Consider the following 12,008-nt stretch of genomic DNA (forward strand, 5'->3'; position numbering starts at 1 on the left):
CGCACATCGACCTTCCCGACGCTGCGGAAGGTCGATTCGTGCCCCCTCACACGCGGTGCCCGGCCAGGCGCGTCAGCTCGTCCCTCATCGCGATCGCGAACACCGCGCCGGGCACAGTTGTCTCGTCGAAGTGGATGCCGCACTGCAGCCGGCCGGCATACGACACCGCCGCAGTTCCGAGGCGCACGTTCGCAGCGAGCACCCCGACCGGCCAGATCGCGACAACCAGCGCACCCGCGAGACAGAGCAGGTCGGGCGAGCCTGGCACGTTAGTGATGAAGCCTGCGACGACGTGCTGCCGGCGGGCGACGCGGTCCATGAAGCGCGCACCCCGGGGGCCGCGCATGAATTCGAGTGTGCCCTGCTCGCGTGCGCGCCTTTTGTCCGCCCGGGTGCGCTCCGCGATGAGTCGAAGGCGCGTGTCGGGATCGGGTAAGGCCAGGGGCAGCCGCACGAGCATGACGCCGACCTGGTTGTTCGACGTTCCGTGCCGACGGAGGGCAACCGGGATCGAGACCGGCAACTCGGCGGGAAACCGTTCGCCGGCGGCCGAGAGAGCCGCCACGTACCCCGCAGCAGCAGACGCCAGCAAGGCGTTGTTCACCGTTGCTCCGCGGCCGACGGGAGAGCAGGCGGGCATCCGCTCCAACCCGCTCGAAGAGCAGCTCCACAACCCCGACCGTGGCCATTCCGTCGGCGATCGCATGGTGGATGCGCAGGACGATCCCTACTTGTCCGGCGCTTGCTCCCGGCACTACGAGGAGCTCCCACGGTGGACGGTCCAGCGCCAGCGGCACGGTCATCAGCTCGCCGCACGTCCGCTCGAGCCCGCCGAGCCCGTCGACCGGCTCCACTAGACGGATGTGCACATCGAGGTCAGGTGACACCTCGACCCAGCGATGCCGGCGACCAACCGCGACCGGGATGCGACGCAGGGAGGGAATCGCCGCGATCCGCTCGCGGACGCCCGCGCGCAGGGCTGCCAGGTCGGGGCGACCGTCGGGCTCGAGGAAACCGCCGGGCCCGAGGAGGCCGGCAATGAGGACACATTCATGCTCGCTCCGTGAGTTCATCGATGACCGCGGCGACACCGACCACCCGGAGCGTCGCGGTGCTCGCTGCGACGCGCTCACGCCGGCTCCCGATCATCCCTGTGAGTCGCACCACCCCACGGTCGACTTCCACGTGGATGTCAGAGGCATCCACTGCGCCATCCCGGGCGAGTTCGACGGTCACGTCGGCCCACAGGCGCCGATCGGGGCTTGACCCGGGTGTGTTCTTGTCCGGCATCAGCTGTTTCCGTCGACTCCGACCAGGATGCAGGGTGCCTCGTGTCGGGACGCAGGCACTGTGGTTCGGGAAGCGCTCATACGTCCACGATTCCGCTCGCCGGGCGGCGTGACCAGGGCCAAAGGTCACGGACCTGGTGGGAAGCGGGTGCTGCGGGTCTTTCGTCCCTAGCGACCGGGTTCGGGTGTGCTGAGATGGTTGGTGTGGAAACACCGGCCCAGGGGGCGCGTCACATGATGGCTGGAACGGCCCGTTCCGCCCCGAGTTCACCCGTGCGGAGTAAACGGCTGGGTGGCGCTGTCGCCGTGTTCGTGGGTGTGGCGTTCGGCTTCAGTTGGCTTGTCTGGCTGCCCCTGGCCGTCGCCGGACGGACGACTGTCATGCCGTGGTACTTCTACCTGGGTTCGATGGGGCCGGCGCTCGGAGCCATCATGGCGGCATTCGTGCTGCGATCGGCTGACGGGGTCCGGGTCTGGCTGCGGCGCACGTTCTCGCTCCGGGGCATCCGCTTGGCGCTCGGCGTGGTGCTCGTCTCGATCGTCCTGTACGTCGGTGTGGGACTCCTGGTGGAGGAGGTCGCCACAGGGTCGATCGGCAGGCTTACCTCGGTCGGGTTGACGACCCAGTTGCCCGGGGCATCCGCCGTCCTGGTGGCGGCGACGTGGGTCGTCACGTTCGGCCTCGGTGAGGAGACGGGATGGCGGGGGTGGCTGATGCCAGTCCTGACCGGACGCTTCGGGTTTGTCCCTGCCGGGCTCATCGTCGCCGGGGTGTGGCTGGTCTGGCACCTTCCCCAATTCTTGTTCAACATACAATTCCGCGCGATGGGGTGGGCGACAATCGGGTGGGCGGTCGCGCTGGTCGCAGGGTCGTTCTGGCTGGGGTGGCTCGCCCGGCTCGGACGATGGAGCATCGTGCCGGTAGTGCTCTGGCACGGCGGGTTCGACTTCCTCACCTCCAGCGATCTCGGGCCGTCCACCTTCCCCGCTACGGTCAGCACCATCGTGATGGCGCAGGCAGCGGTCGTCGTCGTCCTCATTCTGGCGGGCAGGACGCGTGCCCGGGCGTTCGGTGTCGGATAGGCGCGTTCAGGTCTCCTGGGAGTGCCCGAGTTGGGCCGGTTCACCGGTCGCGGCGAGGATCGCCTCTTCGTCGCGTTCCATGCGGCGACGGGCCCCGCTCACCCCGAAGAGGTAGATGGCGTCGAGGATTCCGAGCGTGTTCGAGATGAGCAGAGTGACGAACCAGGGCTTCCTGTCGTCTTTCACTGCACGCCACAGCGAAGCGCCCTTCCAGGCGAGGTTCCACGCCACGAGCGCGACGATGAGTCCCCGCACATGAGTTGGAGCAGCTGCTTTGGCCCCGTGATGCTGTTTCATGTCATTTCCTTCTCTCTGTTTTCGGTCAGGCCGTCGAATTTCACTCTGCCACGGCATGGGTCGGATGTTCGCGCCGGCCTCCCACAGCGCGCAGGGCGGCCAGGACCGCGTCCGCCGATTCGCTGGCCGCCGTCGCGCCCTTCGCGCACATCGCGATACCGACGTCCGCCGCGGTGACCGCGGGACATGAATCTCTCAGGACGAGCTGCATGAGGGCAACCGGGGCGCCACGGTTTATCCGTGCGCTCCTGCGGCCGGCCCGCTGCCCGGTTCCGTCTGGTCGGGCTCGGCCGGCCCCTGGTCCAGACGGAACGGCGGGTACTCGTCCCGCATCAGCGCCGTGTACGCGATCACGCGGTACACCCAGCGGTTGATGCCCATGATGAGGTTGAACAGCGGATGCTGGTAGCGCCCGCTGAACAAGAGGATGACCCCGGTGATGAAGACCAGGAGACCCAGCAGCGAAACACCCGAACCCCATCCGTTGTTGATGCCGGACACCCCCGCCCACGACTGCCCGAACCAGGGCTGTCCGGTCCAACTCCACCACCACCAGGCGCCACCGCCCAGAATCGCCACGATCACCAGGTGCGGGATGGCCAGGAGCCACCACTTCACCAGCACCAACCCGTGGGAGAGCCGCTCGGGATAGTGGACGTCGAAATCGGCCGGGTAGTCCGTCCTGGCCAGCGTGAACGGGGGATAGCGGTCCGTGCCGAGCGCGGAGTAGGCGTAGAACGACACCCGCCAGTTCCAGCGGAGTACACCGACGTTGAACCAGAACAACGAGCGCGGGTACCGGCCGGTGAAGAGGATGGCGAAGCCGGCGATGATCGTGACCGCGACAAAGGCGAACCAGAGGAACGCCAGGAGCAAGAAGTGGGGGATGCCCAGAAGCCATTTCACGATCCACAGCCCCCGCGACAACGGGGAGTCCAGATGCCCGGTGAGTCGCACCGGGTACACCGGCTGGAGGGCTGCGCCGCCCGCCGCGCCTCCTGCGGGAGGCTCGAGGGGTTCGAGTTGCCGTCCGAGTATGGCGGCACCCATCACGGTGAGGGCGACGCCCACGATGAACATCACGGCGCCGCTGACCAGCAGTCCAATCGCCAGGGGCAGGACCAGGCCGCTGTGCACGCCCGCTGCGAGGTCAACCGTCGCCCCCGGGCTGGCGTCGGCGTTCATCACGACAACAGACCAGCTGCCCGAACGCACGGTCCAGTCGACATGCTGGGTCCCCGTCCCGGTGGCCGACTCGGTCCAGAACCCTTCGGCGGCGGGGTCCCCCGGGCTCTGGGTGCCGGCGACATCGCGGTACTCCACGTTGAAGGGAGAAAGCCGCACATTCCAGATCTCGCTGTGATGCACCCGCGACAGATAGGCGTCGACATCCGTCCGCGGTGCGATGCCGATGAAGACCTCCCGGTTCGGATCATTCGAGGTCGCTTCCAGCCGGAGGGTGGCGATGTCGAACGGCGCCCCGGTCGCAGCCTTCAAACCATCGGCGACATCGAGGCTCGGCGACGTCAACGCGTACGATCCCGACGAGAACGTCTCGGTCGGCGAGGTGAAGAAGCCGTCGTCCCGTTGTGCGGCGCTGGCGACGGTGAACGCGATGCCCGCGGCGCACAATCCGGTTCCGACGAGACCCAGTATCGTGCCGATGACCAGCAAGACGATGCCGCCCGGCTTCAACCGACTCGGTTGGCCGGTGGTCAGTGGGCTGTTTCCGTTGTATCCGGTCGTAGTCATGTCGCATCATCCTCAGGTCGTGACCGCGGGTTGCTGGTCGCACGGTGCCGCAGCACGGTGCGCGATAAACCACGATCCTCGCCCCGCCGACTGGCCGCAAGAGGCCGAAAGACCCGCGGTTCCTGCCGCTCTCGTCTCACGAGTAGGTGTTGATGATCGCCATCTCGGCGAAGATCCAGATCAGCATGCCGAACCCGGCGACAGCACTCATCCGCGCTGCCCAGGACCGCCGGGTGAGGAGTGCGACGGATGCCGCCAGTTGCGTCCCGCCGACCACAATCCCGAGGATGAGGCCTGGCACCACGAAGGTCGTGAACGGGGTTCCAGCGAGGTACTCGCGCGGCACGCCCAGCCCCACCAGTACCCTGACGCTCAGCCGGGATGATTGCGCACCAGGGGGCACCACGGTAGTCTGCGACCATGTCGGGCGCGCACGCTGCCAGCAGCGGTCAGGATTCGGTATCGACGCCCGCCGTCGGGCCCGGCGATGACCGCGACAGGTTCGCATACGACCAGCTCACCGCGCGGTTCCTCGCCCACGACCAGATGCTCTGGCAGACGCCGGCGCTCGCGCTCACCGCGCAAGCCTTCCTGATGACGATCGCCCTTGGTCCGCAAGTGAGCGCCTGGAAGGGGGCCATTGCATCCGTGCTCGGCCTCATGGTGACCGTGATGTCGATGCACCTTCTGGCGCGACACCGGTTCCTCGAACTCGTCGAGAAGGCCAAGCTGATCGAACTCGAAGGTCGCCTCGGCATCGAACCGCTCAGCGTGCAGTCGTGGGCGTGGAAATATGCCACGCCCCCGCCACTGGGCACGGCATACGCCAGGGAGGGCTACGTGCTGGAGAGCCCGAAGTACACCTGGCTGATGAGTAAGCCGAGCTACAACATCTGGCAGGGCGGCTTGCTGCTGTTCGCGGCGGCCAACGTCGTCATCCTGATCGAGTCCATCAACCGCTGGCTGACGGGCGGCTGACCCACCCTGGGTTCAACCGCTCTGGGCGTGTTCGATCACGCTGTCGCGGCCGGGGTAGACCAAGGCCTCGTGCCCGTCGTCGAAACGCACGAAGTATGGCGGTGCGCCTTCGGCCCCGCGCACTTCGAGGATCTGACCGTGTCGATCGGGGGACTCGACCGTCTTGCCGCGGATGACGATCCGCTCACCGACGTTTGCCTGCATGATCCACCACCTCCATGCCGCAGATACTACGCCGGTCGTTCGCTACAGGTCGAGTGATTCGTGTGGCTCGAGCGGGAAGAATTCGCCGCCGCCCTGCTCGGTAGCGCTGCGGATCCGTCCGTTCGACATGTCCTTCCCGGCGCGCGAGAGCAGCATCTCGTGCACCGGGAAACTCCGCTTGGGCTTCACGGCGAGAACATAGTCGATGACCTCGCTGATCTTCAGCCACGGGGCTCCCGCCGGTACCGCCAGAGTTCCCACGTCGACGCCCTCCGGGACGACGAAGGAATCGCCGGCGTAATAGAGGTCGTCGTTGATCAGGACGCCGATGTTGTCGACCACCGGGATCGACGGGTGGATGACGGCGTGGATGCCGCCGAAGAAGCGCAGGGTGAAGGGACCAGCCTCGACTGTGTCGCCGGGCTTGACCACGGTGATGTCGTAGTCGGCGGCCGCGGCAGCCACGCCGGCCGGGCCGTAGATCGTGACGGATGGGCTCATCTCCAGCACCCGGTCCAGCTGCTCTGGCGTCCAGTGGTCGGCGTGCTCGTGTGTGATCACGACGGCGACCGTGCCGGCCGTCTCCGTGAGCGCGGTCGTGAACGAGCCAGGGTCGACGAAGAGCTTCTGGCCTCCGAGTTCGACGAGCAGTGCGGAATGTTCCATCTTGGTGAGCTTCATGCCCCTGAGCTAATACCCAATCGATGCCCCGGTGCAACACCGTGCCCTTTTCGGCGCCGCCGCCGGCATCCGGCATACTCGGCAGTGTGACCCCCATCCTGCGCATCGCCGTTGCCGTCAATCCGTTCGCGTCCTTCGGGGGCCGGCGTGACGTCGGCCCCCGGGTGGCGGCCGCCTTGCGCGCGGCCGGGCATTCTGTTGCGGCGCTCAGCGAACCGAACATCGCGCTGCTGCGCCGCGACGTCGAAGCCGAAGTCGCCGCGGGCATCGACCTCCTGGTCGTCGTCGGCGGCGATGGCATGATCAGCCTGGGCACCAACATCGTCGCCGGAACGAAACTGCCGATGGCCATCGTCGCGTGCGGCACGGGAAACGACATGGCACGCGGCCTCGGAATCCCGATCGAGAACACCGAGACGTCGATCGCCCACCTCCTCGACGCCATCACCCGGCCACCCCGCCCGATCGATGCCGCGCGGGTGCGGCACGGCAAGCTCACCACCTGGTATGCCGGCGTGCTGTCCGCGGGTTTCGACGCCGTCGTCAATGAGCGGGCGAACCACATGTCGTGGCCGCGGGGCAAGAGCCGCTACACGCTGGCCATCCTGCGGGAGCTTGCGACGTTCCGCCCGATCAGCTACCGGATCACCGTCGACGGGGTCGAACGCGCCACCGAGGCGATGCTCATCTCCGTCGCCAACAACGTGTCGCTCGGCGGCGGGATGATGATCGCACCCGACGCCGTGCTCGACGACGGCCTGCTCGACCTCTTCATCGTGTCGCCCCTGTCACGACTGGGACTTCTCCGGGTCTTCCCGAAAGTATTCTCCGGAACGCATACGAGCCTGCCGCAGGTCGAACTCAGCCGGTGCCGGACCGTTCGCATCGAAGCGGATGACGCCGTCGCGTACGCCGACGGCGAGCGCGTCGGCCCGCTCCCGGTGGACATCGAGGTCGTGCCGGGAGCGCTCCTGATCCACGCGTGAAACGCCGGGCCGGTGGCTCAGTTTGGATGCGCTGTCTCGCGTGTGGCATACTCGATAAGTTGCAAAAACGGCCCCATCGTTTAGCGGCCTAGGACATCGCCCTCTCACGGCGGTAACGCGGGTTCGAATCCCGCTGGGGTCACCAGGCAAAGCTCTCCCGCACTGTGCGGGAGGGCTTTTTGCATGCGGCGGGCTGTCAGCCCGCGGGCCGGGCGGCGACGAACGCCTTCACGCACGCCTCCACGTCCTCCGCCGAATGCGCCGCCGACAGTTGCACCCGGATGCGCGCCGTGCCCATCGGGACCACTGGATAGCTGAACGCGGTGACGTAGACGCCCTCCGCCAGCATCCGCTCGGCGACGCCGGCCGCCACTGCCGCGTCCCCGAACATGACCGGCACGATCGGGTGTATCCCCGGAAGCAGTTCGAAACCCTCGTCGGTCATGCGGGCGCGGAACAGGGCGGCATTTTCCTGCAAGCGGATGCGCGCCTCGCCGCTGCCGGCGATGAGGTCGAGGGCGGCAAGCGTTCCCGCCACGACCGCCGGGGCGACGGTATTCGAGAACAGGTACGGCCGCGCCCGCTGGCGAAGGAGTGCAACGACCTCGGCGTGGCCGCTCACGTACCCGCCGGACGCGCCGCCGAGCGCCTTGCCGAAGGTGCCGGTCACGAAGTCGACGCGCCCCTCCACCCCGGCCAGCTCCGGCGTACCGCGACCGTGCTCGCCGATGAACCCCACGGCGTGGGAATCGTCCACCATGACCAGCGCGTTGTGGCGGTCAGCGAGGTCGCAGATCTCCTGCAGCGGCGCCAGGTAGCCATCCATCGAGAAGACCCCGTCGGTGACGATCAGCCGCTGCCGGGCGCCGGCTGTGAGCACGAGCTGGGCTTCCAGATCCGCGAGGTCCCGGTTCCGGTACCGGAACCGCTGCGCCTTGCACAACCGGATGCCGTCGATGATCGACGCGTGGTTCAGCTCGTCGGAGATGATCGCGTCCTCGGCGCCGAACAGGGTCTCGAACACACCGCCGTTGGCGTCGAAGCAGGAGGAGAACAGGATGGTGTCCTCGGTCCCGAGGAACTCGGAGACCCGCCGCTCGAGTTGCGTGTGCAACTCCTGGGTGCCGCAGATGAAGCGCACGCTCGCCAGGCCGAAGCCCCACTGGTCCATGGCCCGCTGCGCCGCGGAGACGATGTCGGGGTGGTCAGCCAGGCCCAGGTAGTTGTTGGCGCAGAAGTTCAACACCTCGGCGCCGCCGGCCGTGATGTGCGCCGACTGGGCCGAACCCAGTTCGCGTTCGTTCTTGTACAGGCCGGCCGCGCGGATCTCATCGAGGGTCGCCTGCAATTGGGCTTTCATGGTGCCGTACATGGTGCTCCTACGAGGTCGCGGCGGTTGAGGCGGATGCCAGGTGTGGCGCCGGGGAGATCGCGCTCCAGTCGAGCACGACCTTGCCGCCGGTCGCGGCCCTGGCGGCGTCGAAGCCTTCCTGCCAGCGCTCGGCCGGGAATCGGTCGGTGATGACAGACGACAGCGCCGCGCGGAGCCACGCGCTGGTGTGCAGCATCGCGCTCATCGCGACCCAGGTCTCGAACATCTCGCGTCCGTAGATGCCCTTGATCGTGATCATGTGGGTGACCACTTTCGCCCAATCGACGTCGATCGGCTCGCTCGGCAGCCCGAGCATGGCGACCCGGCCACCGTGATTGAGGTTCGCGATCATCTCGGGCAGCGCGCCGGGGTGCCCGGACATCTCGAAGCCGACGTCGAACCCCTCCCGCATGCCGAGCCGGCGCTGTGCGTCGATGATCCGTGAGCCGGCGACGTTCACCGTGAGGTCGGCTCCCATCGCTCCCGCCAGCGCCAGGCGCGGCGCTGAGACATCCGTCACCACGATGAAGCGTGCCCCGACGTGCCGGGCCACGGCCGCCGCCATCAGCCCGATCGGACCCGCACCGGTGATCAGCACGTCCTCGCCGACCAGCGGGAAGCTGAGGGCGGTGTGCACGGCGTTGCCGAACGGGTCGAAGATGGCGCCGAGTTCGGGGTCGATGTGCTCGTGGTGCACCCAGACGTTGGACTCCGGGATCACGACGTATTCGGCGAACGCGCCATCGCGGTTGACGCCGACGCCGAGGGTGCGGATGCACATCTGCCGGCGGCCGGCACGGCAGTTGCGGCAGGTTCCGCAGACGATGTGGCCTTCGCCGGACACCATCGCCCCCACCTGGACATCGGCCACCTGGGAGCCGATCTCGACGACTTCCCCGTAGAACTCGTGGCCGGGGATGATCGGCGGGTTGATCGTGCTCGCCGCCCACGCGTCCCACGCCTCAATGTGGAGGTCGGTGCCGCAGACTCCGGTGCGCAGCACCTTGATCTTGACATCCCGCGGGCCGGGCTCCGGCTCCGGCCGTTCATCCAGCTCGAGTCCCGGTGCGGCGGAGGGTTTGAACAATGCGAGCAAGGGGTTGCCTTTCGTTCGTCGTTGAACTGCGCTTGTGGCGCCCCACCGATTGTAGGCGCTGAGTTCGGGTAGAGTATGGGCAGTGAAGGGGAGTATCCCGCCGGACCGTTAGACAGGTCCCTCATCGTGTACGTCAATACGGACCGCGCCGTCGCAGGTCCCGGCACGATGGCGCCGGCCGCGGCCGACGTGGGAAAGACTTTCGGGCAGTGCGCTGCCCACGGTCACCCCCAGTGAAAGGTTCCCATGGAACTCGCTCTCCCACTCCCGTTCGAAATCGGCTCCCTGGTCGTGCTGAGCCTGGTCCTGCTCGCGGACCTGCTGATCGTGTTCAAGCGCCCTCACGTGCCGTCGATCAAGGAAGCCACCCTCTGGGTGGTGTTCTACGTCAGCCTCGCGCTGATCTTCGCGCTCCTGATGCTGCTGCTGGCCGACGGCGAGCACGCCGGCCAGTTCCTGGCCGGATGGCTGACCGAGTACAGCCTGAGCATTGACAACCTGTTCGTCTTCGTCATCATCATGGCCAGGTTCTCCGTGCCCCGGAAGTACCAGCAGGAGGTGCTGATGGTGGGCATCATCATCGCGCTGGTGCTGCGAGGCATCTTCATCCTGCTCGGCGCGCAGCTGATCGAGAACTTCAGCTGGATCTTCTACATCTTCGGCGCGTTCCTGCTCTACACCGCCGTGCACCAGGCGGTCTCGAAGGAGGAGGCAGAGGACGGGGACGCGGAGAACGCGGTCATCCGCTACCTCCGCCGGCACATGCGGATCTCCAGCGCCTTCGACGGCTCCAAGCTCCGCACCCTCATCGACGGCAAGAAGGTGTTCACGCCGATGCTGATCGTGTTCATCGCGATCGGAACCACCGACCTGATCTTCGCGCTCGACTCCATCCCGGCGATCTTCGGCATCACCACCAGCCCGTTCATCGTCTTCACGGCCAACATCTTCGCGCTGATGGGCCTCCGCCAGCTGTACTTCCTCCTCGGCGGCCTGCTGGAACGCCTCGAATACCTCAAGTACGGGATCGCCTTCATCCTCGCCTTCATCGGCGTCAAACTGGTGCTGCACGCGCTCCACACCAATGAGGTGTTCTTCATCAACGGCGGCAACGGCATCGAATGGGCGCCGGAAATCGACACCTGGACGTCGCTGGCCGTGATCATCGCCTCCATGGCCGTTGCCACGATCGCGAGCCTGATCAAGGCCCGCCGGGACGCCCGCACGCGCGGCCACAGCCTCGCCGACGAGATCCCGGAGCGGGTCGGGGAGTAGTCCGTACCGGGAATGGTCCCCGGAATTGGTACGGTGGGAGACCGATGCCCTCGAAACGGGGCCGAGGCCCCGGTCCGGGGCCGGTACACAGACAGTGGGGTACGCGTGGCGGTCAACGGCGAGAGCGAAATCCGGCTCCCAGCAACGACCGTTCGGCTCGCGTTCAGCTCCCGCAGCGATGTGGGCGCCGTTCGCAAGGTCAACGAGGACAGCGTCCTGGCCCAGTCGCCGGTGTACCTCGTGGCGGACGGCATGGGCGGCCACGCGCGCGGCGACGTGGCCAGCCAGACGGTGATCCGCGTCTTCACCGAACACATCGAACCCGACGCGCCCTCGACGCCGGAACGCATCCTCGACGCCATCCACTCGTCCAACGATGCGGTGCGTGACCTCAGCGCCGCCGATGACTACGGGACCATGGTCTCCGGCACCACCCTGGCCGGCGTCGCCTTCGTCGACGCCGGTGCCGATATCGGTTTTCACTGGATGGCCTTCAACATCGGCGACTCCCGCGTCTACACCTGGGACGGCCGCGCCCTCGAGCAGCTCAGCGTCGACCATTCCGCGGTGCAGGAGATGGTCGACGCGGGCCTGATCACGACCCTCGACGCCGAACACCACCCCGAGCGGAATGTCATCACCCGGGCGATCGGTGCCGACGAGTTCGTCGACGCCGACGTCTGGCTGATTCCCGCGGCCGGCCGCCATGCCTTCTTGATCTGCTCCGACGGCCTGACCAAAGAACTCAGCGCCGCGGACATCGCCCGGCTCCTCGCGGCGCACGACGGCGCGGCCCACACCGGCGAAGACGGCAGCGCTACGATCGCCGACGCCCTGGTTGACGCGGCCCTGGCCCGTGGCGGCAGGGACAACGTGAGCGTGGTCTTTCTCGAGTCGCGCCTGGGTGAGCCAGAGCACCAGTCCGAGAACACCCGTGACCGCGGAGACAGCGGGCACGAGCACCTCGAAGACACCAGGCCGAGGGAGTAAGGGGG

General features: G+C 67.3%; 14 protein-coding genes, 1 tRNA gene and 1 pseudogene. 6 read left to right on the plus strand and 10 right to left on the minus strand.

Annotation, left to right across the window (positions count from 1 at the left end; translation table 11 throughout):
- Nucleotides 1-46: 46 nt before the first annotated feature.
- The 3 genes and pseudogenes from AB4Y94_RS13570 to AB4Y94_RS13580 all read right to left on the minus strand — a co-directional run bounded on the left by AB4Y94_RS13570 (nt 47) and on the right by AB4Y94_RS13580 (nt 1,290).
- The gene (locus tag AB4Y94_RS13570) at nt 47-604 is read right to left on the minus strand and encodes a WS/DGAT domain-containing protein (protein ID WP_441728366.1); all 558 of its coding nucleotides are present in this window, start codon (nt 602-604) and stop codon (nt 47-49) included.
- A gap of 91 nt (nt 605-695) precedes the next feature.
- Nucleotides 696-1,073, minus strand: a pseudogene (locus AB4Y94_RS13575) (wax ester/triacylglycerol synthase domain-containing protein); the annotation flags it as partial.
- The gene (locus AB4Y94_RS13580; RefSeq protein WP_441728367.1) at nt 1,051-1,290 is read right to left on the minus strand and encodes a BON domain-containing protein; all 240 of its coding nucleotides are present in this window, start codon (nt 1,288-1,290) and stop codon (nt 1,051-1,053) included. The pseudogene AB4Y94_RS13575 and the gene AB4Y94_RS13580, both read right to left, overlap by 23 nt.
- A 233-nt stretch (nt 1,291-1,523) precedes the next feature.
- Here AB4Y94_RS13580 and AB4Y94_RS13585 point away from each other — a divergent pair, with 233 nt between their 5' ends.
- Complete coding sequence (locus AB4Y94_RS13585) at nt 1,524-2,372, plus strand: CPBP family intramembrane glutamic endopeptidase (protein WP_441728368.1); 849 nt, start codon at nt 1,524-1,526, stop codon at nt 2,370-2,372.
- A 6-nt stretch (nt 2,373-2,378) separates the two neighbouring features.
- On the opposite strand, the gene AB4Y94_RS13590 is transcribed toward AB4Y94_RS13585, so the two are convergent.
- The 3 genes from AB4Y94_RS13590 to AB4Y94_RS13600 form a co-directional block, all read right to left on the minus strand.
- On the minus strand, nt 2,379-2,669 hold the full coding sequence (locus AB4Y94_RS13590; protein ID WP_441728369.1) for a DUF5652 family protein: 291 nt from the start codon (nt 2,667-2,669) through the stop codon (nt 2,379-2,381).
- A 234-nt stretch (nt 2,670-2,903) separates the two neighbouring features.
- Entirely contained in the window at nt 2,904-4,421 is a 1,518-nt protein-coding gene (locus tag AB4Y94_RS13595) for a DUF4389 domain-containing protein (RefSeq protein ID WP_441728370.1), read from the minus strand.
- Nucleotides 4,422-4,557: 136 nt separating this feature from the next.
- Nucleotides 4,558-4,824 (minus strand): hypothetical protein, encoded by a 267-nt coding sequence (locus tag AB4Y94_RS13600; protein ID WP_441728371.1) that lies wholly within the window; start codon nt 4,822-4,824, stop codon nt 4,558-4,560.
- A gap of 17 nt (nt 4,825-4,841) precedes the next feature.
- On the opposite strand from AB4Y94_RS13600, the gene AB4Y94_RS13605 reads away from it, so the two are divergent.
- Nucleotides 4,842-5,399 (plus strand): hypothetical protein, encoded by a 558-nt coding sequence (locus AB4Y94_RS13605; RefSeq protein WP_441728372.1) that lies wholly within the window; start codon nt 4,842-4,844, stop codon nt 5,397-5,399.
- Between the two features lie 12 nt (nt 5,400-5,411).
- On the opposite strand, the gene AB4Y94_RS13610 is transcribed toward AB4Y94_RS13605, so the two are convergent.
- Nucleotides 5,412-5,603 carry a DUF1918 domain-containing protein gene (locus AB4Y94_RS13610; RefSeq protein WP_441728374.1) on the minus strand — a complete coding sequence of 64 codons (192 nt, stop codon included), beginning with the start codon at nt 5,601-5,603 and terminating at the stop codon, nt 5,412-5,414.
- 42 nt (nt 5,604-5,645) lie between these two features.
- Nucleotides 5,646-6,284, minus strand: coding sequence for an MBL fold metallo-hydrolase (locus tag AB4Y94_RS13615; protein WP_441728375.1), 639 nt, complete (start codon nt 6,282-6,284; stop codon nt 5,646-5,648).
- Between the two features lie 86 nt (nt 6,285-6,370).
- On the opposite strand from AB4Y94_RS13615, the gene AB4Y94_RS13620 reads away from it, so the two are divergent.
- Both AB4Y94_RS13620 and AB4Y94_RS13625 read left to right on the plus strand, forming a co-directional pair.
- Nucleotides 6,371-7,270, plus strand: a complete 900-nt coding sequence (locus AB4Y94_RS13620; RefSeq protein ID WP_441728377.1) for a diacylglycerol/lipid kinase family protein — start codon at nt 6,371-6,373, stop codon at nt 7,268-7,270.
- Between the two features lie 69 nt (nt 7,271-7,339).
- Nucleotides 7,340-7,415 (plus strand) — tRNA-Glu (locus AB4Y94_RS13625).
- 51 nt (nt 7,416-7,466) lie between these two features.
- On the opposite strand, the gene AB4Y94_RS13630 is transcribed toward AB4Y94_RS13625, so the two are convergent.
- A complete protein-coding gene (locus AB4Y94_RS13630) occupies nt 7,467-8,642 on the minus strand; it encodes a glycine C-acetyltransferase (RefSeq protein ID WP_441728378.1) in 1,176 nt (391 codons plus the stop codon).
- A 7-nt stretch (nt 8,643-8,649) separates the two neighbouring features.
- The gene (gene tdh / locus AB4Y94_RS13635; RefSeq protein WP_441728379.1) at nt 8,650-9,738 is read right to left on the minus strand and encodes an L-threonine 3-dehydrogenase; all 1,089 of its coding nucleotides are present in this window, start codon (nt 9,736-9,738) and stop codon (nt 8,650-8,652) included.
- 246 nt (nt 9,739-9,984) lie between these two features.
- On the opposite strand from tdh, the gene AB4Y94_RS13640 reads away from it, so the two are divergent.
- Nucleotides 9,985-11,013, plus strand: coding sequence for a TerC/Alx family metal homeostasis membrane protein (locus tag AB4Y94_RS13640; RefSeq protein WP_441728380.1), 1,029 nt, complete (start codon nt 9,985-9,987; stop codon nt 11,011-11,013).
- A gap of 105 nt (nt 11,014-11,118) precedes the next feature.
- Nucleotides 11,119-12,003 (plus strand): PP2C family protein-serine/threonine phosphatase, encoded by an 885-nt coding sequence (locus AB4Y94_RS13645; protein WP_441728381.1) that lies wholly within the window; start codon nt 11,119-11,121, stop codon nt 12,001-12,003.
- Nucleotides 12,004-12,008: the final 5 nt, after the last annotated feature.

This window comes from Glaciibacter sp. 2TAF33 (assembly GCF_052114945.1).
Lineage (GTDB): Bacteria > Actinomycetota > Actinomycetes > Actinomycetales > Microbacteriaceae > Cryobacterium.